The organism is Leptospira kirschneri serovar Cynopteri str. 3522 CT (genome assembly GCF_000243695.2).
Classification (GTDB): Bacteria; Spirochaetota; Leptospiria; order Leptospirales; family Leptospiraceae; genus Leptospira; species Leptospira kirschneri.
Map to the genome: position 1 here is coordinate 123214 of NZ_AHMN02000005.1, position 25030 is coordinate 148243.

Sequence of the window (25030 nt, forward strand, 5' to 3'; positions counted from 1 at the left end):
CTCTGGCCAATAAATTGCATGCAGAAAGCGTAATACAGTATTTCGACTTAAGTTTCAGTTTCAAACGCGATCTAAAACGCACATTATTCAAGTGTTCCAACAAGAATGAGGTTTTGTACTTGCAAAAAGTATGTTTTTCTGATAGAGAAAAGTCTTTCAAATTTTCCCACCACCCAAAACGCGATCTTTTTACAGAGGATTTGTCGTAATTCCCACAGATTTATATTGAGATCCAAATACTTGTGTGGATAAGGTTACGATAGAGAGTTCTTCTTTAGTTCCCTCGCATCGATCGCTTTCGCGTTATACCGAGTTCAAGTGTGAGAACATCACAAAATTTAGGTTTGTCTGTAAAATGATGTGGGAACTACTGCAAACCACGATTTTACGAACAAATTCTAAAATTCTAGGAACTCCTACTTTTAAAAAATTTTTACTCGCGTCGAACTCACCCTAAAATGGGATTTAAATTTCTATGATGGTCGCAAAACAGCGGTTTTGTGCAAAAATCGGATAACGATGATTTTTTTCTATTTTATAGTAGTTCCCACAGATTAAGTCACATTATAAACTTATAAACATTCATTTTTTTGCGATTTAGTTCGTATGAGTAGTTCCTACATTTTCAAAATTTATCCGTAAAGTCCAGAATTTGTAAGAGTTCCCACATTTTAGACGCGTCCCTCAAAAATATTCGGGAAGTTGAAAATGAGATAGAAAAATCTTGCGTAGCGAATCTTCGAAAATTCTCCCTACAAACAACATACTACTCCGTTCTGAGTACAAAAAAATACCGGCTAATCGCGTAAGCAACTGCCGGTTGAATAGGTTTCAATTCTGTAAGTCCAATTAATTAGACCGGTTCTTATCGGTCAACGTCTTCAGGAAAGTTACGATCAACTTTGTATCGGAATCCGAAAGATCTTTTCCAAGTTGAAGATGAGCCATTTTTTTGACCGCTTCTTCCAAAGTGGTAACTTTCCCGTCGTGAAAGTAAGGACCGGTAATCGCCACGTTTCGTAATGACGGAACTTTAAACACAAAAGCATCCGAAGAATTTTTAGTCAGATTCTGACGGCCTGTATCGGAAGAATTTTCATAAGGATTTACCTGACCCAGTTTACGAAAGGAATTTCCACCTAAAAGAGGACCTATGCGACAAGTAATACAACCAGTTGTTATAAACTTTTCTAAACCTTCCTGTTCTTCCACGGAAAGAGCGTTATGACTCCCTTTCTGAAAATCGTCAAAACGGTCTTGAGTTTTTAAAGTTCTTTCAAAGGCAGCGATCGCTCCAGTGATATTATCATAAGTGATTTTTTGTGTTCTAGTAAGAGTATTAGAATTTTCTTTTGTTAAAGAATCAGGATAAGCCTTTGCAAAAAGTTCTTGGTATTCCGGAATTTGACCAATTTTCTTTTCTACTTCTAACGCAGAAGGCATAGCCATTTCCACCGGATTTAAAATTGGCCCCTTGGCTTGTTCTTTAAGATCCTTGGCCCTACCGTCCCAAAACTGAGCGATATGAAAACCAGCATTCAAAACGGTCGGAGAATTTCTGACTCCATTTTTTCCAAATGCACCCGGAGACGTAGGAAGATTATCCACTCCAGCGGCTTTTCCGACAACGTTATGACAAGAATTACAAGACTGTGTATCGTTTGCAGAAAGTTTTTTTTCAAAATATAACTTTTCACCTAACTGGATTAATTCGGGAGTATCTACTTCCCCACCCGGCATTTTATCCGGAATGGTTCCGAAAATTTTTTTAGAATCATCAATCAGTTTTTTCGTCTTCTCAGACGGGCCACAAGTCACCAAAAGAATTCCTAGAAACGTTAAATAGAACATTCCCGTTGTAGATGGTTTCATACCAGTTCCTCTCTTTTATTTTAGAATGATTCTAAAACGAGATTCTATTTAAAATTAAACTAAATTACAATTCTTTTTTAAATCTTATTTCGCTTTTTCCGTTCGATCTGAAAAACCAAACCTTGTGCATTGATTTTAGAATCGAATTCTAAGATCATTTTTTCCCTTTCGCCTAAAGCGATTCCTTGAGCTAAAAGTTCTCCCTTTAAATAATCCCTAACTTTTTCAGTGCAAGATTCAAGAAGAGCCTTTCCTTCTAAGTCGGATTTTTCCTCAGAAGAAAGAATACTCTGCATTCTATACAAACCCCGTTTCATCTGACGTGCGCCGGACTCTAAATTTTTCCAAACTCCAAAATGAGTCAGATAAGCCTTATCCGCACCTGTAGAAAGAATTTTATCAATCGTATGGATCGCCTCTTCCGAATCAAAATCTGTGGGAGTCGTAGACGGATAAAGAATCGGTTCTTTTCCAACCGCAAAATCCTTGTATCCCAATCCAAAAGAATCTCCCGTAAATATACCGTTACTTAAAGAATCATAGATACAAAAGTGATGATTTGCATGGCCTCTTGTATAATAAAATTTGAATATTCTATTTCCCCATTGGATTTCTTCCTCGTCTTCTGGGCATTTGACTCTTTCTTGTGGGACCGGAAGAATTTCTCCGTATAACTTTTTAAAGTTTTCTTCTCCATAAACCTGGATCGAACTTTGGATTAATCTTTCCGGATTGATTAGATGTTTGGCCGCTTTGGGATGCGCTAGAATAGTAGCATTTGGACAATGTTTTGCCAACAATCCAGTTCCACCTGCGTGATCCAGATGAACGTGAGTGATTATGATATATTTTACGTCCTCTGGTTTACGTCCTATCTTTCTCAATTCCTCAAGTAAAATAGGAATCGAATGATTGGTGTTATTTTCTACAAAAGCCGCCTCTTCATTTTCCACAATCAGATAAGCGCAAGCAAGTCCAGTAGAAATATAATCACAATCAATTGTATATAAACCCGGAAAAACTTCTTTCTCATAAGAAAACATTTCAATCCTCCAGACTTCACAATTTATAGAAAGAATCTTATTCTATTATACTTTCATCAAATATTGTTCTTTTTAAAAGAATATCTAGTTTCTCGTTTAATCGAACTTAAAAACACGTGAGTTCGATATAAGAAAATTTTCTAAAAGTAGGAGCCAAAACATTTTGGAGATAATTTATACCTAATCTTAACGTAAGTTCAGTAATGATTCATTTTTTTGAAAAAAGTTAGATCCAAACTTTACAGATAATTCCTAAAATGTGGGAACTACCCCAAACCACGATTTTACGAACCAATTCTAAAATTGTAGGGACTATTTTTAGAAAGTTCTTTCTCATTTTCTCCACGAACTCACATTAAAAACGATTTATAAAAACCAATTTTGGTCTATATCTCCTAAGTAGATAGAAACTGAGAGCATTTGTTTATGAGACAGAATGTTCTTGTAAAAACCCGTGATTGTAGGAACTCTTACGAAAATGAATCCTACTTTCGTCGGCCTTTCCGTCGCGTTCCTATCCGTCTTAATAGCGATTCTTTTGGAAGGCGCACATTTTCTTTCTTTCTTTAAGATTTCCGCGTTCCTTCTAATTGTAGGAGGAACGGCGGGGGCAACCTTTGCCAGTTTTTCCCTGGTACAAATCAAAGATCTTATTTTCAATCTTCAACGTTCGGTTTTTCCAAAACGAAAACTTCCACTTGGAGAACTCTTTTTAGACTTCGCGGAACGAGCGCGTAAGAACGGTCTTCTTTCTTTGGAAGATAATCTCAAATCTATCCAAGATCCATTTCTTCAAAGAGGAATCCAACTCATCGTAGACGGAACAGATCCCCGAGCAGTAGAAGAAATTCTTTTCGAGTCCGCTATAGCTATGGAAGATAAAGAAACGAACTCCGCAAAAATTTTAGAAACTGCAGGAGGATTTTCCCCTACGGTAGGAATCATCGGAACCGTTATGGGTCTTGTAGGAGTTTTGGAAAATTTAGGCGCGGGCACAAAAGCTCTTGGAGAAGGAATCGCCACCGCATTTATAGCCACCTTTTATGGAATCGCATTTGCAAATTTACTTTTTTTTCCTCTTGCCAATCGAATTAAGTCTTGGTCAAAGGAACAATCCGATCGTAGACAAGCGATCATTCGAGGAGTGATTGCCCTTCAAAGCGGAGATAATCGTCGGATTCTTATGGAAAGAATGAATCCGTTTATTGATTAAAAATTTTAAAAAATCATAATATACTTAAACTCTAACATTTCAAAATGTCCCATCATTTAATAACAACAACGTTGTAGCCATAACGCGCACCATTAAAGAAAGACTCGAAATGGCTATAATCGCCTGCTCTTCTGGAAATTGCACTTCTAGACATTTTAGTTTTTATACAGCTTATTGAGAAATTTTCGGGAAAGCATTTTTGCAAGAAAATTTATCAATTATTTATAATAGAGTTGTTGAAAAATTAATTCTTGATCTGTTTGTATTGGATTAAAATGGACAATTGAAGCAATTTTACGAATCTTCACTATGGAATTTTTCAACAACTCTATTATTCCTCAGAACTATAAAATAACATGGATTTGACGTAAGGAAATCTTGGCGAATCCGGCGTTGCCGGACCGCGCTTTCAGCTCCAGTCAATAAATTGCATAAAAGAAACGTAATACAATATTTCATCTTTAGTTACAATTTATTAACTACGCTTCAATCGCTTTCGCGTTGGATTCCACCGAACTCGCGTTAATTTACGCTTTATCATAACATCTACGGACATTCAACTTTATAGAGATGAATAAAATGAACGGATAATTTCGTTTTTCTAATATGAGATGAAGTGAGTCAGGAACGTAAGAAAATTAGAAAGAATTTCTTAAAATCGTGATTTGCGGTAGTTCCCACATTTTTAGTTTTTTTGGGAAACTCTAATAAAGAAACTCACAAACATCCAGATATGACGATTTCGTAGGAACCTCAGCAATTTAGTATTCAGAGTTATACAAATAGAATATTCTAAATTTTGATCACAAAAATCTTCTAGAGTGGAAAATATCGGTATTTTATAGTTCTCTAGTAGAGTTGCTGAAAAATTAATTTCCCATCTGTTTCCGTTGCACTGAAATGGAGAATTGAAGCAGCCGCCAATCTACACTATGAAATTTTTCAATAACTCTATTATTTAACTATAATAGGTTTGAAGGGATTTCATAATCGATTTTAAAAACTTCAAACGATGTCCACGTTCAACTCAGATAGAATATCTTCTAATTCCCTTTTATCTTGAACTTCGATTAGGCGATCCTCTCCAAATTCATCGGCTTCAAGACGTACTGCAAAATAACCTGCGTTATCCTCTCCTTTTAAAGAACTTAAGTCTAAATTAATCAAATTTAAATCTTCCTCTTGAATAGGAGTCAAGAGTAGATATTGATTTTCATCAATCTCCAGAGCTTCCGCCACGATAAAAGAATGAGGATTTCCTTCTTCATCTAAAAGCTGAACGGTTTCTTGAATCCGCTCTTCTTGAAATTCCGAATCTTCCGCCCCGAAAAGACCGCTCATCTTTTAAAACCTCTTTTTAAACCTTAAAATGTGGGATCTCACACAAAATGAAACCATCAAAAAGATACTTCAAAAGCACAAAAAATTACTCAAAGTGACGTAATCTATGGGAACTACCGCATTTAGTAAAAGTTTTACTATAAAACTAGTGTAGAACATTTGAAATTTTACTGCAAAATACTGAAATGTGGGAACTCACACGTTTTAATATCTTCCACAAACTCACATTCATTACTTACTCAAACGTATCGGGTAATTTTTTTAAAGATATAGAAATCCTCGCGAAATTGCGCCAAACTTAGAATTGTTGGCTTTTTTATGGGAGATCCCACATTTTAAGTTTTGAAACAAGCGTAACATAAGTTTCTTTTCATGCGCCCAAGTAGTACGTAAATTTCTATAAAAAATTTATCCCAAATCTCGAAAGGCACAAACGATCATCCTTTAGAAGTTTATAATAAAATATTACTGATCTCTATAAAATTGAGTATCGTTAATTCTATCACAAAACACTGATTCCATGCAAAATATTAGGTACTTTATTATATAGTTATGAGTAGGATCCTTAAAAAAACATCATATCTGGATATTTGCAAACTTTCCAGTAATTCTCCAACAGTCATTTTTAAGTTTTGAGACAGATTCAAAATAGTTTTTCATTCTTGCGACGACCACAAAACAACGATTTTATGCGATAATTTGATTGATGACGTTTTTTTGAATTTGATAGAGGTTCCCTTCTTTCTAACTTGAGTTGTCCCAAAATCTCAAAGAATTTTACGTGATAATTTTTTAGAAATTTTTAATAAAATGCAGTAGTTCCTACAAATTAAGTCGCATTTGGCAATTTGCGAACTTTCGAGCAGTTCTAATCTCATTAAATTTTCGTAATAGTTCCCACATTTTTGTGAAACTAAAGCGGATCGTTCGAAGTAACTGAGTAAAACGCTCTCTATCATAACCAACCCAAAAGTTGAATAAGATTTTAGAATCAAAATTTAACTCAGCAAAACGCATATTTTTCAAATGTTCCGACAAGAATGAGGTTTGTTACTTGCAAAAAGTATGTTTTTCTGATAGAGAAAAGCCCCAAAAACCTTTCCTTCTCCCAAAATTAGGGAAAACTCATGCAACGCTCTCTATGGATCGCGTTAACTCATGCAACGCTCTCTATGGATCGCGCTAACTCATGCAACGCTCTCTATGGATCGCGCTAACTCATGCAACGCTCTCTATGGATCGCGCTAACTCATGCAACGCTCTCTATGGATCGCGCTAACTCATGCAACGCTCTCTATGGATCGCGCTAACTCATGCAACGCTCTCTATGGATCGCGCTAACTCATGCAACGCTCTCTATGGATCGCGTTAACTCATGCAACGCTCTCTATGGATCGCGTTAACTCATGCAACGCTCTCTATGGATCGCGTTGCAGGTATAAGTTTTACAGAGGATTTGTCGAAATTCCAACAAATTTTGGAACAAGCTCTTGCTAAATCAACTCATGTTTATTCAGCTTCCGAATCGAACTCAAACGGAAGTTTATTCTTTTTTGCTGAATTACATTCTTTGCATGCAGGAACTAAATTTGCTTTGATAGATTTTCCTCCTTTTGCAAGAGGAATGAGATGATCCATCGTCAACTCTTCGGGAAGAAATTTTTTACCGCAGTAATTGCAGACACCAGAACTTTTTTTCTTTTTCCACCAGGAAGTCTTGCGAAGATCTTTTGCAATTCTTCTTTGTTTTGCGAGTTCTTCTTCGCTAATCCAGACTATAGAATCTTCTGGTTCCATTCAAAAATACTAATCTTTATAAATAATCCAATCGGAGCCGGGCCCAGACACGGATAACTTTGTCAGATCATTTCGATTGACTGCCGAAATACCTTCTTCCAGACCGGCTGCGGTTAAAAATAAAGTATCACCTTGAAAAAGTAATTCTCCCTCAATTTCAATTTTACCCTGAAGAACGGTTAAAATCTGAAAGACTGGTTCTTTATAAACATTCGGAATTTGGAATGTTTTTCCGTTTCCAGAAATTTCCAAAGTTTCCATCAAAAACTTATCGTTTGCCGTTAGACGAAATCTATTTCCAAAATCCCAGGATTTTAGAATTGGTTTCATTACGTCCTCTTCACAAGGTCCGTCGTAATCCAAAACTTCCAGAGCCTTTTGAAGATGAAGTTCTCTCGGCCTTCCATAATCGTAAACTCTGTAAGTAGAATCCGAGGATTGTTGCACTTCCATCAAAAGAATTCCGGCGCCGATCGCGTGAATTCTTCCGGGTTTCAAAATAAAAGAATCCCCTTCTTTTACTGGAATCTCTCTTAAAATTTCTTCGGCCCTATTTTGTTCTATTAGGGTTTTAAATTCTTCTCTATTTGTAACTTTCAAAAAACCGCATATAAGTTTAGATCCTGGTTCGGCTTGTAAAACGATCCAGGCCTCTTTTTTTCCGGAACTCTGCGGGTCGTATGTTTCCGCATAAACGTCATCTGGATGAACTTGTACGGAAAGTTTTTCTTTTGCGTCTATAATCTTAATCAGAAGAGGAAAAGATTTTCCTCGAAAGGGCCGTCCCAAAATCGAATCTGTATTTTCCAAATACGCGGTTCGAAAACTTTTGCCCGCCAAAGGTCCGTTCTTGATTATGGAAATATCGTTTCCATAATCGGAGATTTCCCAGGATTCTCCTATGTTTCCTTCTGGAATCTTTCTTCCCGGAAAATCTCCTAATTTTCTACCGCCCCAAATTCTTTCCTTATAGATCGGATGAAAGCGGATCACTTTCTGCATAAAACCTATTTTTTCCCTCCTTCCAGGAGTTCAATTTTTACTTTAAGACGATTTTTTTTAAAATGGACAAATCCTTCTAGTTTTAATCCGGAAAGATCCAACTCATAAATTTTTCCAGGTAATAATTTACCAGCTCCCATTTCCAAATTGAGATTTCTAAAACTTTTATAGGTTCCTTTTCCGCCACAAGAATCACAAAATAAATTGGAACCTTTACAATCAGGGCATAAAACACGAACTACCAATGGAATTTTTGCGGAAAGCGGGAAATTTAATTCTTCTGGAATTAAGAGAATCCTAATATCATAATATATGCCGGAATACTTTTTTCTCTCGCGATTCCTCATCCCGGCTCGAAGTAATCCCCTTCTAGCCAAATCCACCGCCTGCCCTGCATATAAGATTCTGGAACTTGGAATTTGTTTAATCTTTACCGAAGAAAATCGTTCCGTTTTTTCCTCCAATGAAGACTTGAATCTTAAAAGAATTTCAGGATGTCTGGAGAGATATTGAAGATCGTATTCTTTTCTTCGAGTAGGATGAGTTAGTATCTGATAAGAGTGTGCGAATTTTTGAAATAGATCCGAAGACCCGGTTTTTCGGTTATCGGGATGAAAAATTTTAGCCAATTCCCGATAACGGGACTTTACTCTTTCTACAGAAGCAAGTGGAGAAAGACCCAGATTTTTATAATGATCCGGAAAATCGATTGTAGATTCCGGATCATTCACGAAAGAATCTTAGTCCTTTGGATTCTCCTGATAAGGTCCTCCATTTTCCACTTCTCTGAGTGTGGTTTCCACGTCTTCCGCTGCGTTTTTAATACTTCCTTCCACATATTTATCAATTCGACGAATGATTTCCAAAAGGTTGGTTCTGTAAATTCGAACCAGTTTTATCCTTTGGGCCGGTTCCCGGATCGTGGCTACATTATAAACCGTTTCTTTTGTGCCCGAGTCCGTTTTCTTTCTTACAACTAATTCGATGGAATTGGGTCCTTCATTGGTGATTTTATCATTTTTGAGAATACTAATTTCTTCATACTGAGGGCGCATTTTAGAAATCAATGATTTCCTGCTCCAAAATACGACAGATTCCAACTTTAAAGGTGAATTTGTGGCCCCTGCTCCCGATACTTTCAATACAAATCTAAGATCGAGCATATATCGATTTCTACTTTGAGGAATTTGATCCTCGTAAGCCGGAATAAATTGACTATAAAGATTATCTTGTATTTGTTTTCTTTGATTTAAAAATCCAAGGCGACTTTCGATTCTTTTATGAAACTCTACAATATCCTTACCCAATACTTCTAGGTCTTTTACCTGTCCTTGTTCATAAGGTAGAATTTTCACTTTACCGTCCGGTTCAAACTCTTGGCTCGAAATACCGGCAAACGTGGAAATTAAAATCAGGAAATAAAATAATTTTTCTTTCATTGTCGATTTTTCCAAACGCGGTCTTTTATTAGTTTCGGAGCTTCTTGTATTTTCCCCATAATTTTATCAAAAATAGATTGAACTTATCGTCAAATTCTGGGAAAAGGGAAGGAAAGGTCGGTATGGAAATTAGTCACAGAAAGTCAGGAGAAACTAATATTGTAAGTCTTTCGGGCAGTCTCGACATCTACACTTCAATCGATCTCAAAACATTTTTCGAAAATAGTATCCACAAAGATAACAAGAACGTTGTTGTAAATCTTGAAAAGCTAAACTACATAGATTCCTCGGGAATTGGAATGTTAATTAAACAGTTAAATTATGTTCAAGATCTCAACGGATCTTTTTTCATCGCCAATATGAAACCCGCAATCGAAAAAGTCTTTAAAGTCGCCGGTTTGACTTCCTACTTCAAAACAATTAGCCCTTCAGAATTCAGCTCCAACTATCCTTAATGATTGAGAATTTTAATCTTTCAAATAGTTATTTTTATGGTAGTTCCCACATTTTACTGATGGACTCAAAATTTCGTGGTAGTTCCCGCATTTTTTAAGTCTTGGAATCCCTCTCAAATTTCTGCACAAAATCGCCGTTCTACGATCATCTTTACATAAAAAACTTGAGTTCGGCGTAAGAAATTCATTTTCCTGAAAAAAGCTGGAATCTAAACTTTACAGATTAATTCTTAAAATGTGGGAACTACAGCAATTTAAAAAATAGAAGTTTATAACAATTGAATCTGTCGTATTCAAGTGTGGGAACTCATACAAAGCTTAAGTTTGTCTATAAAATGATGTGGGAACTACTGCAAATCACGATTTTAAGAAAAAATTTTCTAAAATTGTAGGAACTCATACTTTTAGAAAATTCTTTCTTATTTTCTCCACAAGCTCACCTTCAAAAAGTTCACTAGAGTTGTTGAAAAATTCCATAGTTCAATTAACAAACTACTTCAATCGACCGTTTCCATGAAATAGAAAACAGATGGAGAATTAATTTTTCAACAACTCTACTTTATAAAAGTTACTTTTTAAAACGAATCCTTACATCTAACACGAATTAAAGTAAATTTAAGATTAGAGGTTGCCCAAAGCGATTATACTGCGATCCGTAGAGAGCGTTGTGTTGAGTTTCAAACGCGATCTGTCGAACGACCCGTAAGGAGTCGTTGCACCTGAGTTTTTTATTGGCCCGATTTTCTTACGCCCTACTCACGCTATAATTAATTTCCCAAAATATTCCGAAGAACTCTGCCAAGAATCGTAGGTTCCAACAAAAGAGCAAATGCAATTCCGCATAACGCTCCCCAAAGGTGAGCGTCATGGTTAATTCCGTCCGCGGCACCGCTTTTGGAGGAAAAATAGGTATAAACCAAATACAAAACCGCGTAGATCGCACCCGGAATCGGAATTGGTATAAACATCATATAAAGAGAAAGATCCGGATAAAAAAGAATTGTGGCAAACAATACTCCACAAACGCCTCCCGAAGCGCCTAACGTAGAATAACGAGGATTATTTAGATTTTTTCTCCAGGAAATCGCACTCGTAATCAAGATCGTTCCCAAATAAAATAGAATAAACCGGATCGGCCCCACTGTCATTTCTAGATTTTTTCCGAAAGAATAAAACGAAACCATGTTAAAGATCAAATGCATCCAATCCGCGTGTATAAAACCGGAAGTAAGTAATGTATAATAGTTCTTATTTCGATTCAATCGATAAGGATTCAAAATGAACTTATCCAATTTTTCTTCAGAAGCAAAACACCAAATGCTAATGGCGAAGGTTAATAAACAAATCAATAGAGTGATCAACAATGAATTCCTTATTTTTAATTTTTGGCTGAAGGATCTTCCGTTTGAATCGATAACATTTTATCCCTCAAAATTGCGGCTCTTTCAAAATCAAGTTCCTTAGCCGCTTTCATCATCTCTTCACGAAGTTTTTCTTTCAATACTTCCTTATTCGGAAATTTCTTAAAATTAAATTTTTTCTCCACATCTTCCAGAACCAGATCCTCCGAAGTCCGCTCCTTCTCTTCTCTTTCGATAATATCTCCTACTTCCTTTTTGATAGTCAGAGGAGTAATACCAAATTTGAGATTGTGATCTTCCTGGATCTTTCTACGGCGTTTGGTTTCTTCGATCGCTTTTGCCATAGAATCGGTTGTTTTATCTGCGTAAAGAATCGCCGTCCCATTTACGTTTCTCGCGGCACGACCAATCGTCTGTATTAGAGATTTATAATTTCTTAAAAAACCTTCCTTATCCGCGTCCAAAATAGCGACCAAAGAAACTTCTGGAATATCCAAACCTTCCCGTAAAAGATTGATTCCAATCAGAACGTCGTAAATTCCTTTTCTTAGATCTCGAATGATTCCGACACGATCCAAGGTTTCCACCTCAGAATGTAGATAAGCCACCTTTAAACCGATCTCTTCGTAATAATCGGTAAGATCTTCCGACATTTTTTTAGTGAGAGTAGTGACAAGAACCCTTTCTCCCGCGTCTATACGTTTACGAATTTCCACAAGAAGGTCTTCGATTTGATTTTTAGTAGGACGTACTTCCACCATCGGATCCAAAAGTCCAGTTGGTCGAATGATCTGCTCTACAACCTTGGAACTCTTTTCAATTTCATACTCAGAGGGAGTTGCAGAAACATAAAGGGTTCTAGGAGTTAAAATCTCGAACTCTTGAAAATTGAGAGGCCTATTATCTAAAGCACTCGGAAGTCTAAATCCGAAGTCGACTAACGTCTGTTTGCGGGCCCTATCTCCAGCGAACATTCCTCCGATCTGCGGAATCGTTACGTGGGATTCGTCCACAATCAGAAGAAACTCTCCTTGAAAATAATCGATCAAACAGGCTGGACGTTCTCCCGGCTTTCTTCCAGTAAGATGTCTGGAATAATTTTCTATCCCGTTGCAATACCCCATTTCCTGGAGCATTTCCATATCGTAATTCGTACGGGATAAGATCCTTTCCGCTTCCAGAAGTTTATTGTTCTTTCTAAAAAAGTCAGTCTGAGCATCCACTTCCGCTCTTATATTTTCGACCGCTTCTTTAACCTTCGGACCGGAAGTAATAAAATGTTTTGCTGGATAAATATAAGCTTTTTCTAATTTAAAAATCGTTTGTGCGGTAACTGGATTGATTCTACTAATCGAATCGATTTCGTCCCCAAAAAATTCAATTCTGATTCCGTCGGTATGATACGCAGGATAAATTTCGATCGAATCTCCTCGAACTCGAAAGTTTCCCCTTGAAAAATCCAAATCGTTCCGGTTATATTGTATGTGTAACAACTTACGAATTACAGCATCCCTTTCGATCGTATCACCTACTTTTAACGCTACGACTGAGTTTGTATATTCTTCCGGAGAACCTAGACCGTAGATACAAGAAACAGAACTTACAATAACCACGTCTTCCCTTTCCAACAAAGAAGAAGTGGCCCTCAATCTAAGTTTATCGATCTCTTCGTTGATGGAACTGTCCTTTTCGATAAAAGTATCCGAAGAAGGAACATACGCCTCCGGCTGATAATAATCATAATAAGAAACAAAATATTCCACTGCGTTTTCGGGAAAGAACTCCTTAAACTCTCGAAAGAGTTGAGCCGCCAAAGTTTTGTTATGCGACAAGACCAGGGTAGGAAGTCCCAAATTTTGAATGACCTGAGCCATTGTAAAGGTTTTACCCGAACCGGTCACACCTACCAACGTCACCTTCTTCTCTCCCTTTTGAAAAGAATCGGCTATGTTTTGGATCGCTTTGACTTGATCCCCGGCCGGCTGATATGCGGAATGAATTTTAAAAACGGAAGCCATACGAAACTATGACAATTTCTTTTTGGCGTTGAACTGAGCTTGTTTCTTATTTTCTAAAATTTCAAGATCGAGTTCGTCAAAAAGTTTTTGCATGACCATCATACCTCGCATAAGGGTGGCCGTGGAAGAAAATTTTCCCCTTTCAATATCCTGCTCTAAATTCAGTTCTTTGAGGTTATTTATAATTTGTATAAAAAGAGTCTGAGAAGGATCTATATAATATTCGACTTCTACTTCAGTACCGTCTCCGTATTTGACTGCGTTTTCCACGGCTTCTAAAACTCCGATACAAAGATCGACCACTAAATCTTCGGGAGTATCTTGATTTTTGAGAAAAAATTCGAAACGACTTCGAACATACTGCATTGGTTGAAACGTTATTTTACCGAGTAGAGTATAACACTCCTTAGGTGGAAATTTCTTTCCTTGGATGACATCCGGATGAATATGAAATTCTTTAGAGTTAAACTTACTTCGTTTCACATAACTAGATTCTACAAAACTTTCCAGAATGTTTTCTACGACTGTATTTTCAAGATCGGGTTCGTCTTTGAATTTGCGGATAGTATCCATCCGAATCCAAGAAAAAAAATCGTTTACCGTTCCGGTCAATCCCTGAGAAAGCATAGATCGAATCTGTTTTTCGATTTCTTCTTTAGAAAGACGGAAAGTCATACTTTACCCATTGAGATGTGAAATTCTGAAAGTGTAAATCCGTTTTTACCAAGACTTAATTTGGCGCATCGCTTCGTATGAAATCACTGCGACTGAATTACTTAAATTCAAACAACGGGAAGAATCTTCCATCGGAATTTTTAAAATCCTTTCCTGATCCCAGGAATTTTTTATTTCCAAAGGAACTCCAGAAGTTTCATTCCCAAACAAAAAAGCATCCCCTTTCCTATAACTTACGTTAGTGTAAGAGCGTTTACCGTAAATCGAAATCAGATATAGATTAGTTTCAGAAGGAAGAGCCACTTTATATTCTTCTAAAGAAGAATGAAAATAAATTTTCACCTTATCCCAATAATCTAATCCCGCTCTACGTGCCGCCTTTTCAGAAAGGTCAAAGGACGCTTGTCCAACGATATGAAGTTCCGCCCCCAAAGCCACACAAAGTCTTGCTATGTTTCCGGTATTGGGAGGAATTTCAGGTCTATAAAGACCTATATACAAAGACATAAAATTATTTTTTCTTATTTTTGTTCAGAGAGTTTTGAAGGATCGCTCCAAACGAACTCGTAGAACCGCTCGTGTCCACACTCAAATAACTGCTGTAATCCATTCTCTCCTGAATCTCTTTTGCCTTTTGAATTGAAAGAGAAATCTGTTTTTTCTCCGGATTGACTTCCATTACAAAAACGTCAATTACTTCTCCGGGTTTAAAACTCTGATTTAAAGGAACTCGACTAGAAACTCCGGTTTCTCTTCCCGGAACAAGACCATTGAAATGATCGTCTAACTTTACAAATACGCCAAAAGGTTTGAGAGAGTCGATCGTTCCTTTTACGATGTCACCTTCCTTAAAAGGAACCGTTTGTGCCCAAGGGTCCTTTAGAAAATCCTTAACCGTTAATGCGAACTTCTGATTTTCCCAATCGATTCTAAGAACTCTGGCTCTTAAAGTCTGACCTACTTGAAATTCTTTTTCCAATTCCGGATTTTTTTTATAAGTAGCCTCACTGATTGGAACGAGTGCGTTCAGTCCTCCGTCCATCTCTACGATCAGGCCGAAGTTCTGGATCGTTTTTACTTTACAGGTGACAAACATTCCTTCTTTTAATTCTTGTTTCAAAACTCCTAATTTAGCTTCTTTGGCTCGATCGGAAATTTTCTTTTGAGAAACTACTAACTTATTTCTGCTTCCAAAATCCTGAATTAAGAACTTTAAACGTTTTCCAATAAGACCTGATTTTTTTAGCTCCGGGTCAATTTGGGAAAAAGGACAAAACCCGCTAAACTCTCCAATTTTCACCTCGGCTCCGGAATCCCCTTCGGAAACAAACTGTCCCAGTACAGGAATTTCAGCTTTTTTAGCAATTTCTAATAGATCTTTGTCTAATAAATCTCCGCTTAAACAAGTAGTAAAGTGAACGTCCCCGTGATCTTCCTTTAAAAAATAAGCTTCAAGTTCTTCTCCGGGATTTGGCAATCCGGATTCTATAAACTCTTCCGAAGAAATGATTCCCGGAAGTTTTCCTTCTTTTGAGGTTACAAAAACAAAATCTTTTTTTGCAGAGTTTACGATCGCTGTGATTTTGGTTCCGGCTTCCATGGCTTTTTTCTTTTTAAAGGAAGCGTCTAACATTTTTTCGAAGAGTTCTTTTTCGGATTCTTTCATTTTTATTTTCCTCTCTTTTTCTGACTGGAAGATCGTCCTTTTTTTCCGCGCAGATCGGACTTTTGATCCGAAGAATTTCTGTAAAGATCGTAGTAAATTTCTCCTGCGATAATTTTCTGGAGAGTTTTTAGATTCTTTAAATCGATGAGCGGGTCTTCCGTAAAAACATTTATAAATGCAGGTTTGCCTTCTTGAATTTTTCCTTCATGAGGAGCTTCTATAAAACTGCAGGTGGATTCAGTGGCGATCCGAATTGTTTCCTGATTACCAAGAACGCCGGAAAGAATTTCCATTTCTTTCCAACCTCCGATTCCGGGATAAACGTGCAAATTACCTGTACCCGAAGAGAGAAGTATATTCAGATTTTTTTGTCTTCCTAAAAAAGCAAGATAGGATTTATATTCTCTTTCCGCGTTCAAACGATCTTCTTCCTGAAGTTCCGTCAATTTTCCTGCAAACTCAGGCTCGGGTGCAACGTTTTTCGCAAAGTAAGAACTCCATTCCTTCATTAAATTTAAATCCGTTTCCCACTCGGAAGTTCCTGCGATCTTTTGATAATAATACACGGAAAACATCGGTCCCCAGTTTAGATTTTGAAACGCTCCGGAAGCAATTCTTCCAGAGATTTCATCCGGGATCGGATGGTATAAGATCGAAATTCCTGCATTCATTCCTTCCAAAATGCTGAACTCGTCTCCAAAAGCGGATAACGCTAGCTTGATTCCTTCCGAGTCCGCCGCTTTTTTAAGTTGATACAAAAACGAACCGTCAAAGGAAAAAGATTCTCCCTGTTGATAACGATAGAATAAGTGAACTAAAGAAGAAGTTTTTTTTTTGATTTTAGAGATCGCCTCTTTGGAAGAATGAACCAAGTCGTAACCTGGAAGATTTACAAACTTCTTCGTTTCAGAACTTTCCGCAATCCAAGGCGGATCAGATTTTTTTACCCAAGGAGATTTTTTTTTCAAACGTTGTGCGTCTTTCAAAAGTGTCTCCACCCAAGAAGGATCTCCTACCGAAAGAATTCCTGTAAAACCATGAGCCAGAAAAGATTGAAGGGAAAGATAAACGCCTGCCCGATCTTTTTGTCCTCCGAGTGAATCTACGGAGAGAGTAACATTCGCGTCACAAAATCCGGGAAGGACGTAAGAAACTTTTCCTTGGAAAGAATTTATTTTTTTAATGGATACAACTTTGCCGTTTTCGATGCGAATTTCGGAAGGTTCGGAATATTCTTTTTTTCCGGGAAGAATGTATTTTACCGGATTTAAAACAACAGATTCTGAACCGACGGATGATGCGAAAAAAGATAAGAACGTAAATAAAGAAACCGCGCGTTTTAAATAAACACAAATTTGTTGTAACTTGAAAGAGTGTTTCTTTTTTCCCTTTCTCAAAATGACTCTCTTGACAAACAAAACAGATTCCACAATGCTCATGGAGATGGGGCAGGAAATCCGAGAAATATCCGACAATATCCGCCTAACAATCGAGAACGGAAAAATCCTGTCTTTGAAGACTCACAGGATAACTCATTCCGTCGAAGAACATATCCAAAAGGCAGTCGGACTGATTCTGGATAAGATGACTCATCCAACTTTGATTCCTACGGTTTATACGATAATAAAAGAGTTGGCGATCAACGCTTGCAAAGCAAATCAAAAAAGGATTTTTTTCGAAGAAAAAGGCCTGGACCTAAACGATCCTTCCGATTACGAAAAGGGAGTTAGAGAATATAAGAGTCTTTTCAGCGAAAAGATGTCCGAACTTTACGGACAAAAAGCTCAAAAAAAGGGATACTATTGTTTGATCAGTTTTCACTATTCCTTAAATGGAATCAGGATCGAAGTAATCAATAACGCACCTATTACACAACAGGAAGAAAAATCTCTCCGCGAAAAACTGGAAAAAGGTATGCGTTATAACGACATCGCACAATTTTATTTGGACAACGCCGACAACACGGAAGGCGCCGGAATTGGATTGGCTCTCATTCTAATTATGCTCAAAGGAGAAGGGATCGATCCTTCTTACTTCAGAATCATTATCAGGGAAGACATTACAATCGCAAGATTAGAAATTCCTCTCAGTCCTGACTTTCAAAGTCTTAGAAAACAAGATCAAAAAAATTAAATGCGACTTCCTCTTTCCGTTTGTATCATCACTCTCAACGAAGAAGACAATCTAGAACGTTGTCTGAAACCTTTGGACTTTGTTTCCGAAATTATAATCGTAGATTCAGGCTCCAAAGATCAAACCGTAAAAATCGCCCGAAAATATAAGGCCAAAGTACGTAAGAGAAAATTCGACAACTATGTAAGTCAGAAAAACTTTGCTCTTTCTCTCGTTCAAAATGAATGGGTATTAACCCTGGACGCAGACGAAGAAGTTTCTACAGACTTAAAGGAAGAGATTTTAGCACTTTTTCAAAACGGACTTCCTACCGTGGACGGTTATTCTACTCCTAGACTAACCTGGTATCTAGGAAAATGGATTCGTCACGGAGGTTGGTATCCAAACCGAAGAATCCGTCTTTTTCATAGATCCAAAGGTAAATTTGGAGGTGGGATCGTTCACGAAACGATTCAACTTCAAGGTACATGCAAAAAATTGAATTCTCCTGTGTATCATTATTCCTATAAAAGTATAGGAGACCATATACGTTTTATCAACGCCTATTCAGAGTTAGGTGCTCAGGAAAAATTCAACGCCGGTAAAAAAAGTGGTCTTTTTCATGCGTTTCTGGAAGGTTTTTATAAAACGTTTTGGATGTATTTTATACGACTGGGTTTTTTAGACGGTAAACAGGGTTTTATTTTAGCAACTTTCGGATTTTATTATAATTTTCTTAAGTATATCAAACTATATGAAATGAATCTGAAAGATAAAAAAGAAGAATAGAAGTTACTATTCTATAAAATCCAAAGAAGTATTCTTAATATTTATTTTCTTCATGAAATTGTTATTTTGCGATTGCCATTCGATCAAAAATTCATTTTATAGAGGTTTCCCTAAATTACTCATAACTATATAATAAAGTATCTAATATTTTGTATGGAATCAGTGTTTTGTGATAAAATTAACGGTACTCAATTTTATAGAGATCAGTAACGTAAGTTCGGCGTAAGAGATTTAATTCGTTTTATAAAAACCTGATTTTTCTATAAAAAACCAATGTAGAACTCCCAGACCCGAATCACAAAAAATGAATGTTTAAAAATTTATTATACGACTGATCTGTGGGAACTCTCATAAATCGTAGATGATCAGTTAAACTTTGAAAATTGTGGGAACTAATACAAAAACCCAATTAGATTTTTGCACAAAACGACTATTTTGCAGTCATCATCAAAATTTAAATTCAATTTTAAGTGGGCCCTTACGCCAAACACACGTTAAATTAATGTGTGTTCAATTCTTGGCAAATTACTCGCTTTAAAAATCTTGAACCATATTGAGTTGAAATTTTTATCCATTCCAAAAGTCTAAATCGAAGTAAATCCAGCGTAAGAAAACTAGAGCAAATCCAACTTGTCTGTAACAAAACCGGACCGGGTTCTTTAGCTCTGGTCAACAAATTGCATAAAAGAAACGTAATATGATATTGCACCTTTAGGTTCAACTTATGATAGAACGCGATTTGTCAAGCACGCATAGAAACGAGACGGCTTTAGTTTGAAAGAGTGTTTTGCTGAGTTCTTTTGCATAGATCCTTTTCGTGTTAAATTAACTTATCTTTAAAAACGTTTTTCATTTTTCAAAAAGTTCTATTCTCAATCAAAATTTTACGTTGTTTTGCTAAAAGGTTGAAAGAAATTCTTTCGAGCATTTGATATATTGCCGAAAAATTATATATGAATTGCTCTACAATTTTACTCTATCGATTCTTTTGTTTGTTTCTTTTGATAACTTATATCTCTTGTAGTTCTGTATCCAACCAAAGAATACACTTAGAAAAAAAAGTTTCTTTCACTCAAATTGAAGAGGCACAATCTTTTTTACATACATTAGAAATACATTTTCAGATTATCACCGAAATTTTACAAAATATAAGAATCTTGGCTGTCAGAAGTTCGCATAAGAACCACATACAAGAAGATCGAAATCAATTTGATCTAGAATTCCAGGAATTGCTAAAAGAAATCTGTAGAATTCGAGAAAGCGCTCGTTTCAGAAACATTTTTTTATTAGATACTGAAAACTCTTCTCGGCCTATAAGCATATCGTTACAAATTGATCCACAAAGTTCTCCGATTTTGCTACCATTACCAGAACTTCAACCGGAAGAATTTGGTCTTCACACTTGGAGTCTAAAAAAATTTCAGAGTAAAATGAATGTAAAAACGAACACCGCTGCGGTTCAATCTATAGATATTATAAATAACTCTCTTTCAAAGATAGCTTTCGAGAGAGCTACAATTGGAGCTTCGTGGGAACGGCTAAGTTATAGTAAACGTTTGCGTGACTCATTGTCAAATATATATTAAAGAAAGTCGATCAACAATTTTAGAATTTACTTTTTGTTATTTTTCTGCGGAGGTGGGGGAGTATTTGGTTTTGGCTCGTTAGTATTATTTTTAATATTCCCTTTCATAAAACCTTCGGTAATCGGTTTTATTTGACCGTCATGCCTTATATCTGTACTGCCTTTTTTCTCATCCGCCATAAAACCTCTCAATATTTCGATTTACATTTCATTGGACAATGACGTATAAACTGAATTCAAATTGTAAAGTTCTTTTTGTCCCTTCATCTATTTTCATTCAAAACTTATAATAAAATGTCCAAGGTTCATATCGAAGTTCATGGGAACTCATTAAAATCGTTATAAAATTTACACCTTTCCGTTTTTATGAAAGCAAAAACCGCTTTTAAACTTTTCTTTGAAAAAAACAGTAGATAAGTATTTTAAAGAAATACGATATAACAAAGGGTATTTTTAGAAAATATCATTTTACGATTCTGCCCCCAGAACTCGTACTAAAAATTATTTAGAAGTTATATTAGAATAATTGCAATCTCTATTTGAATAAAAATAAAGTATTTTTGAGATCAGCTTTTAATGATCATTCTCAAATAACGAACAGAATTGTTGAAAATTTTATAGTTCAAATTAACAAACTACCCCAATCGACCGTTTTTATAAAACAGAAGCAAATAGAGAATTAATTTTTCAACAACTCTATATACCTTTAACGTGAGTTCGACATAAGAAAGAATTTTTTAAAAGTATGAGTTCTTACAATTTTAGGATTTGTTCGTGAAATCGTGACTTGTGGTAGTTCCCACATTTTAGAAATCAATCTGTAAAATTTAGACTCCAACTTTTTTCAGAAAAAAATAAATCACGACCGAACCATGTTAAAATATAAATTTGTGAGAGTTTCTACAGATTCGGTCGCATTACGAATTTTTAAACATTCATTTTTTGTGATTCGAGTCTGGGAATTTCACATTTATTTTTTAACGATTTACACTTCAATCCTGTAAATTCTAGATAAGAAAACTAGAGCAAATCCAACTTGTCTGTAACAAAATCGGACCGGGTTCTTTAATTCTGGTCAACAAATTGCATAAAAGAAACGTAATATGATATTGCACCTTTAGGTTCAACTTATGATAGAACGCGATTTGTCAAGCACGCATAGAAACGACGGCTTTAGTTTGAAAGAACATTCTGCTGAGTTTCCACGCTTAATCGCTTTCGCACCAGATTTTATCGAACTAACGTGAAACGGCGATTTTATGATAAACGTTTAGGTACTTAATTTGATAGAGATGAGTATTAGACCTACAAACTATTCTGCAAGTCGTCCAACCAACTAACAATGACGCAAGCGTTTGACTCAACTAAACGCCTTTTCTATGGGTTGAAGTTTAATCCCTTCTTTCTTTATTGTGATTGATGCGGTTCATAATATAAAGAGCAAGTAGACCGCCCAATAAAACCGCGAGTAAGTTTACGTTTGAAATTTGGTAGATACCGAATTTAGGTGAGACAAGCCAAAGAACTACCGAACGAATAAAATCTTGAAGCAGAGAAAGTATAATCAAAGACCCGAGAAGAGCCACGATTAGCGCTCCCCAAAAACCGCCTAGAAGATCCTTACGTTTGTAATAGTAATAATACCAAGAAAGTCCACCGGAAATCCCAACTACAAATAAAACATCCAGAATGGTAGTCCACCAAGGTGAGCCCGAAAAAGAAGCAAGAGGAATCAAAAAGAGTTGTCCGCTCAGTTCGTGTAAAAAAGAATCAGGTAAATTCAATAGGCTCATTCCAATACAGCATTTTCGGGAATTGTCTTTTTAGTCGACTCATTTTAGTAATTGCTCTGAAACTTGCTTCTTTTGGTACAAAAAAGTCAAAAGTTCTGAGAAATTTAACAAGAAACGAATTGAAGAAATCAAATCTTGTTTGTAAAGCCAAACGAAAAAGAGAAAACTAAATTTGAAAACCAAAACAAATCAGACGGTTAAAACTTTCGGTATAGTTGGATTTCCTCTTTCACATTCTCTCTCCCCTTTAATTCATAATTCAATTTATAAAGATAAAAGTATTAACGCCTCGTATCTAGTTTTTGAAACTCCAGACTTAAATATAGAAAAAATACAAGAATTCCGAAACTCCGGAATCTTAGGACTTTCCGTAACTATTCCTCATAAAGAAAACGCCTTTGCTCTCGCAGATAAAGCAGATGATACATCTAGAATTATGAAAGCTTCGAACACTTTGTTGATCGGACCAGACTCTATTTACGCATACAACACCGATGGAGATGGCGCCTATCGTTCCATATTAGAATTTTCTCCAGAATCCTTAAGAACCGGAAAAGTAGTGATCTTAGGAAGCGGAGGAAGCGCAAGAGGAATCGCATTTAGTCTTGCAGTTTCAGGTAAAATTCAAAACTTACTTGTGTGTTCCAGAAATGAAATTACCGCAAAAGAAATTTGTTTATTAGTTGCTAAAAATTCAAACGTAAAGGCGGAACCAATTTCGCAAGATCTGTTACTTGATCGAAAAGAAGAAATTTCATTAGTCATTCATACAACTCCTTTAGGAATGAAAGGACAATCACCAGGTCCGTATCTTCCCGAAAATTTTTTTAACCCGAATATGACTCTTTTTGATATAGTTTATAATCCTCTAGAAACTCCTTTGGTCAAAGCGGCGCAAAAAGCGGGAACAAAAATCATTCCCGGATCGGAAATGCTTTTGTATCAGGCAATGAAACAGTTCGAACTTTTTACAGGAATTTCGCCTAACGCAGAAGATATAATCAAAACTAGGGAACGTCTATCTAAAGCATTAGAAAATCGATGAATTCAGATTTCGACTTTTTAGAATTTGCAAACGGACTTTCTAATTTAGAAAAGAGCAGAAACTTCAACGTTTTTACCGGTTATTCCTTGGAACCGTTTGCCAAAACCTTAAAAAAGTTTGGTTTTGATCAAAGAAACGAATCTACTTTTTGTAGAATCTCAGTAGTAGGAACAAATGCAAAAGGTTCTATCACTCATTTTTTAGGAGAATATTTTCGGATCTATGGTTTCAAAACGGGACTTTACACTTCACCTCATTTAATTAGTCCTTTGGAAAGAATTCGGATAGGAACCAAATCTCAAAATTTCAGAAACATTCTCACAAAAGAATTGGATCAATTGTTAAACGAATGGAAATCTCTCAAAGCCATTGAAGATTTAAAATCTTTTTCTTTTTTTGAACTTTTTACGTGTGCCTCCTTTTCCTTTTTTGAAAAAGAATCTATGGAAATTCAAATTTACGAGGCAGGTCTTGGAGGTAGGTTAGACGCAACCAAACTCTGCGACCCGGACATAGTCGTTTTAGGAGTAATAGGTTTAGATCATAAAGAAATATTAGGAAATACGAAAGAAGAAATCTTAGAAGAAAAACTCGGAATCTGTACTTCCAACACAAAAGCACTTTTTGCAATCGAACAAAAAGAGCCGGAATTAAACGAAAAAATCTCATCTTGGTGTTCTCAGTACGGAATTGATTGTACTATCATTCCTCAAATCCCATCTAAAAACACATATCTTAAAAAAAATCAGATCTTTTCTTATCAAGTATTTCAAGATATTCTAAAATTTGATTTCTTTTTAAAATCTACCAATAAAAAAATCGATCTAGGATTTCCTAAATCTGAAACTGTTTCCTCAATTTCAAATGCACTTAGCTTCGAAATTTTTGAAAAATACATAACTTCTCCTCCGGGTAGATTAAGCGTTTTACGACATTCTCCTCTTATCGTTTTTGATCCTGCACACAATCCAGATGCTTTTATAGAAACCCTACGAAGTTTATCCTTTCTTTTCCCATCTCATAGATTTCGAATTTATGCGGGTTTGTTAAAAGATAAGGACGGAAACGGTATTTTGGAAATTTTAAGAAAAGCGCGTAACAAATCGGATATTTTGGGGTTTCAATTTTTAAAGGAAAATGGGTTTGTTATTCCAGACAACTGCCATTCAGAAGAAACGATCTCAGACTCTGAATTTAGATCCGTATTACAACGTTTAGATGATCCTTTCGAACCAATTTTGATTTTAGGTAGCTTTCGTTTATTTCCGATTGTTATCGATCTACTCTGATAAAACTAAAAAGAATGAACGCAATCTTTCTACAGAGAGTATAAAAATGAAAAGTGAGTTTTTGTGGAAACGTAATAGTTCCCACAAATTAAGTTTCTTTTCTTTGTGATTTTGAAATCAATTTGTCTGTGAATACTACATTTTACAGACAAACTAGGGTATTGAGGGAGTTCCCACATTTTCAAAATCAACTGTAGAACCTGGATTTGTAATAGTTCCCACAAATTACTACTCGAACGTATAAAAATAGCACTAAAAGCTAATCATCAATTTTGCAGAGATGTAGAAATTTTCAAAAAATGGGATTTAATCCGGATTTGTCGACTTTTTGAAGTGTTCCTACATTAGAGTTGTTGAAAATTCCATAGTTCAGTTTAACAAAACTAATTCAATTGCTCGTTTCCTTGAAATAGAAACAGATGGAGAATTCATTTTTCAACAATTCTATTTTAAAAATTCAACTGTAAAACAGTGTAAATTCGATAGATCCGCATAGAGAAACTCAGCAGAATCTCTCTATCATAACCAACCACAC

General features: G+C 36.0%; 21 protein-coding genes and 1 pseudogene. 7 read left to right on the top strand and 15 right to left on the bottom strand.

Annotated elements, in window-relative coordinates; genetic code table 11:
- Positions 1 to 849 precede the first annotated feature (849 nt).
- Both LEP1GSC049_RS219590 and LEP1GSC049_RS219585 read right to left on the bottom strand, forming a co-directional pair.
- Entirely contained in the window at positions 850 to 1872 is a 1023-nt protein-coding gene (locus tag LEP1GSC049_RS219590; protein WP_016560599.1) for a cytochrome-c peroxidase, read from the bottom strand.
- A 77-nt stretch (positions 1873 to 1949) separates the two neighbouring features.
- Entirely contained in the window at positions 1950 to 2915 is a 966-nt protein-coding gene (locus LEP1GSC049_RS219585) for an MBL fold metallo-hydrolase (protein WP_004754849.1), read from the bottom strand.
- Between the two features lie 478 nt (positions 2916 to 3393).
- On the opposite strand from LEP1GSC049_RS219585, the gene LEP1GSC049_RS219580 reads away from it, so the two are divergent.
- Complete coding sequence (locus tag LEP1GSC049_RS219580; protein WP_004755148.1) at positions 3394 to 4128, top strand: motility protein A; 735 nt, start codon at positions 3394 to 3396, stop codon at positions 4126 to 4128.
- A gap of 1005 nt (positions 4129 to 5133) precedes the next feature.
- Here LEP1GSC049_RS219580 and LEP1GSC049_RS219575 read toward each other — a convergent pair.
- The 5 genes from LEP1GSC049_RS219575 to LEP1GSC049_RS219555 all read right to left on the bottom strand — a co-directional run bounded on the left by LEP1GSC049_RS219575 (position 5134) and on the right by LEP1GSC049_RS219555 (position 9707).
- On the bottom strand, positions 5134 to 5469 hold the full coding sequence (locus LEP1GSC049_RS219575) for a DUF1292 domain-containing protein (RefSeq protein ID WP_004754452.1): 336 nt from the start codon (positions 5467 to 5469) through the stop codon (positions 5134 to 5136).
- A gap of 1509 nt (positions 5470 to 6978) precedes the next feature.
- The gene (locus LEP1GSC049_RS219570) at positions 6979 to 7266 is read right to left on the bottom strand and encodes an HNH endonuclease (protein WP_004755402.1); all 288 of its coding nucleotides are present in this window, start codon (positions 7264 to 7266) and stop codon (positions 6979 to 6981) included.
- Between the two features lie 9 nt (positions 7267 to 7275).
- Positions 7276 to 8268, bottom strand: a complete 993-nt coding sequence (locus tag LEP1GSC049_RS219565; protein ID WP_004754561.1) for a type I phosphomannose isomerase catalytic subunit — start codon at positions 8266 to 8268, stop codon at positions 7276 to 7278.
- Positions 8269 to 8273: 5 nt separating this feature from the next.
- Positions 8274 to 8999, bottom strand: coding sequence for a J domain-containing protein (locus LEP1GSC049_RS219560; RefSeq protein WP_004753767.1), 726 nt, complete (start codon positions 8997 to 8999; stop codon positions 8274 to 8276).
- Positions 9000 to 9008: 9 nt separating this feature from the next.
- A complete protein-coding gene (locus tag LEP1GSC049_RS219555; RefSeq protein ID WP_004770032.1) occupies positions 9009 to 9707 on the bottom strand; it encodes an LIC_12936 family protein in 699 nt (232 codons plus the stop codon).
- Between the two features lie 122 nt (positions 9708 to 9829).
- Between LEP1GSC049_RS219555 and LEP1GSC049_RS219550 the strand changes: the two genes are divergently transcribed.
- A complete protein-coding gene (locus LEP1GSC049_RS219550; protein WP_000406135.1) occupies positions 9830 to 10162 on the top strand; it encodes an STAS domain-containing protein in 333 nt (110 codons plus the stop codon).
- A gap of 767 nt (positions 10163 to 10929) precedes the next feature.
- On the opposite strand, the gene LEP1GSC049_RS219545 is transcribed toward LEP1GSC049_RS219550, so the two are convergent.
- From LEP1GSC049_RS219545 to LEP1GSC049_RS219520, 6 genes and pseudogenes are all read right to left on the bottom strand, one after another.
- Entirely contained in the window at positions 10930 to 11523 is a 594-nt protein-coding gene (locus LEP1GSC049_RS219545; RefSeq protein ID WP_004755282.1) for a rhomboid family intramembrane serine protease, read from the bottom strand.
- 17 nt (positions 11524 to 11540) lie between these two features.
- Positions 11541 to 13541 carry an excinuclease ABC subunit UvrB gene (uvrB, locus tag LEP1GSC049_RS219540; RefSeq protein ID WP_004754107.1) on the bottom strand — a complete coding sequence of 667 codons (2001 nt, stop codon included), beginning with the start codon at positions 13539 to 13541 and terminating at the stop codon, positions 11541 to 11543.
- 6 nt (positions 13542 to 13547) lie between these two features.
- Entirely contained in the window at positions 13548 to 14216 is a 669-nt protein-coding gene (locus LEP1GSC049_RS219535) for an ATP-binding protein (RefSeq protein WP_004755158.1), read from the bottom strand.
- A 45-nt stretch (positions 14217 to 14261) separates the two neighbouring features.
- On the bottom strand, positions 14262 to 14723 hold the full coding sequence (locus tag LEP1GSC049_RS219530; RefSeq protein WP_004753884.1) for a tRNA (cytidine(34)-2'-O)-methyltransferase: 462 nt from the start codon (positions 14721 to 14723) through the stop codon (positions 14262 to 14264).
- Positions 14724 to 14727: 4 nt separating this feature from the next.
- Entirely contained in the window at positions 14728 to 15882 is a 1155-nt protein-coding gene (locus LEP1GSC049_RS219525) for a S1 RNA-binding domain-containing protein (protein ID WP_004755060.1), read from the bottom strand.
- A 5-nt stretch (positions 15883 to 15887) separates the two neighbouring features.
- Positions 15888 to 17321: pseudogene (locus tag LEP1GSC049_RS219520) on the bottom strand (hypothetical protein); the annotation flags it as partial.
- On the opposite strand from LEP1GSC049_RS219520, the gene LEP1GSC049_RS219515 reads away from it, so the two are divergent.
- The 3 genes from LEP1GSC049_RS219515 to LEP1GSC049_RS219505 all read left to right on the top strand — a co-directional run bounded on the left by LEP1GSC049_RS219515 (position 17320) and on the right by LEP1GSC049_RS219505 (position 20369).
- The gene (locus tag LEP1GSC049_RS219515; protein ID WP_004755386.1) at positions 17320 to 18015 is read left to right on the top strand and encodes a hypothetical protein; all 696 of its coding nucleotides are present in this window, start codon (positions 17320 to 17322) and stop codon (positions 18013 to 18015) included. The pseudogene LEP1GSC049_RS219520 and the gene LEP1GSC049_RS219515 sit on opposite strands and share 2 nt — an antisense overlap.
- Positions 18016 to 18783: a glycosyltransferase family 2 protein gene (locus LEP1GSC049_RS219510; protein WP_004754748.1), complete on the top strand. Its 768-nt coding sequence runs from the start codon at positions 18016 to 18018 to the stop codon at positions 18781 to 18783.
- Positions 18784 to 19736: 953 nt separating this feature from the next.
- Entirely contained in the window at positions 19737 to 20369 is a 633-nt protein-coding gene (locus LEP1GSC049_RS219505) for a flagellin N-terminal helical domain-containing protein (RefSeq protein WP_004757757.1), read from the top strand.
- Positions 20370 to 20395: 26 nt separating this feature from the next.
- Here the strand turns inward: LEP1GSC049_RS219505 and LEP1GSC049_RS2000000227360 are convergent, their stop codons facing one another.
- Both LEP1GSC049_RS2000000227360 and LEP1GSC049_RS219500 read right to left on the bottom strand, forming a co-directional pair.
- Positions 20396 to 20548: a hypothetical protein gene (locus LEP1GSC049_RS2000000227360; RefSeq protein ID WP_000752813.1), complete on the bottom strand. Its 153-nt coding sequence runs from the start codon at positions 20546 to 20548 to the stop codon at positions 20396 to 20398.
- 1211 nt (positions 20549 to 21759) lie between these two features.
- Positions 21760 to 22152, bottom strand: coding sequence for a hypothetical protein (locus tag LEP1GSC049_RS219500; RefSeq protein ID WP_002177393.1), 393 nt, complete (start codon positions 22150 to 22152; stop codon positions 21760 to 21762).
- Positions 22153 to 22333: 181 nt separating this feature from the next.
- On the opposite strand from LEP1GSC049_RS219500, the gene aroE reads away from it, so the two are divergent.
- Both aroE and LEP1GSC049_RS219490 read left to right on the top strand, forming a co-directional pair.
- Positions 22334 to 23206, top strand: coding sequence for a shikimate dehydrogenase (gene aroE / locus LEP1GSC049_RS219495; RefSeq protein WP_004760613.1), 873 nt, complete (start codon positions 22334 to 22336; stop codon positions 23204 to 23206).
- The gene (locus tag LEP1GSC049_RS219490; protein WP_016560634.1) at positions 23203 to 24495 is read left to right on the top strand and encodes a folylpolyglutamate synthase/dihydrofolate synthase family protein; all 1293 of its coding nucleotides are present in this window, start codon (positions 23203 to 23205) and stop codon (positions 24493 to 24495) included. The genes aroE and LEP1GSC049_RS219490 overlap by 4 nt, the downstream gene beginning before the upstream one ends.
- The last annotated feature ends 535 nt before the right edge of the window (positions 24496 to 25030 follow it).

What these genes read in the sequence shown, in the direction of transcription:
- LEP1GSC049_RS219590 (WP_016560599.1), bottom strand. Translation starts at nt 1,872, where the DNA reads ATGAAACCATCTACAACGGGAATGTTCTATTTAACGTTTCTAGGAATT.
- LEP1GSC049_RS219585 (WP_004754849.1), bottom strand. Translation starts at nt 2,915, where the DNA reads ATGTTTTCTTATGAGAAAGAAGTTTTTCCGGGTTTATATACAATTGAT.
- LEP1GSC049_RS219580 (WP_004755148.1), top strand. Translation starts at nt 3,394, where the DNA reads ATGAATCCTACTTTCGTCGGCCTTTCCGTCGCGTTCCTATCCGTCTTA.
- LEP1GSC049_RS219575 (WP_004754452.1), bottom strand. Translation starts at nt 5,469, where the DNA reads ATGAGCGGTCTTTTCGGGGCGGAAGATTCGGAATTTCAAGAAGAGCGG.
- LEP1GSC049_RS219570 (WP_004755402.1), bottom strand. Translation starts at nt 7,266, where the DNA reads ATGGAACCAGAAGATTCTATAGTCTGGATTAGCGAAGAAGAACTCGCA.
- LEP1GSC049_RS219565 (WP_004754561.1), bottom strand. Translation starts at nt 8,268, where the DNA reads ATGCAGAAAGTGATCCGCTTTCATCCGATCTATAAGGAAAGAATTTGG.
- LEP1GSC049_RS219555 (WP_004770032.1), bottom strand. Translation starts at nt 9,707, where the DNA reads ATGAAAGAAAAATTATTTTATTTCCTGATTTTAATTTCCACGTTTGCC.
- LEP1GSC049_RS219550 (WP_000406135.1), top strand. Translation starts at nt 9,830, where the DNA reads ATGGAAATTAGTCACAGAAAGTCAGGAGAAACTAATATTGTAAGTCTT.
- uvrB (WP_004754107.1), bottom strand. Translation starts at nt 13,541, where the DNA reads ATGGCTTCCGTTTTTAAAATTCATTCCGCATATCAGCCGGCCGGGGAT.
- LEP1GSC049_RS219535 (WP_004755158.1), bottom strand. Translation starts at nt 14,216, where the DNA reads ATGACTTTCCGTCTTTCTAAAGAAGAAATCGAAAAACAGATTCGATCT.
- LEP1GSC049_RS219530 (WP_004753884.1), bottom strand. Translation starts at nt 14,723, where the DNA reads ATGTCTTTGTATATAGGTCTTTATAGACCTGAAATTCCTCCCAATACC.
- LEP1GSC049_RS219525 (WP_004755060.1), bottom strand. Translation starts at nt 15,882, where the DNA reads ATGAAAGAATCCGAAAAAGAACTCTTCGAAAAAATGTTAGACGCTTCC.
- LEP1GSC049_RS219515 (WP_004755386.1), top strand. Translation starts at nt 17,320, where the DNA reads ATGGAGATGGGGCAGGAAATCCGAGAAATATCCGACAATATCCGCCTA.
- LEP1GSC049_RS219510 (WP_004754748.1), top strand. Translation starts at nt 18,016, where the DNA reads ATGCGACTTCCTCTTTCCGTTTGTATCATCACTCTCAACGAAGAAGAC.
- LEP1GSC049_RS219505 (WP_004757757.1), top strand. Translation starts at nt 19,737, where the DNA reads ATGAATTGCTCTACAATTTTACTCTATCGATTCTTTTGTTTGTTTCTT.
- LEP1GSC049_RS2000000227360 (WP_000752813.1), bottom strand. Translation starts at nt 20,548, where the DNA reads ATGGCGGATGAGAAAAAAGGCAGTACAGATATAAGGCATGACGGTCAA.
- LEP1GSC049_RS219490 (WP_016560634.1), top strand. Translation starts at nt 23,203, where the DNA reads ATGAATTCAGATTTCGACTTTTTAGAATTTGCAAACGGACTTTCTAAT.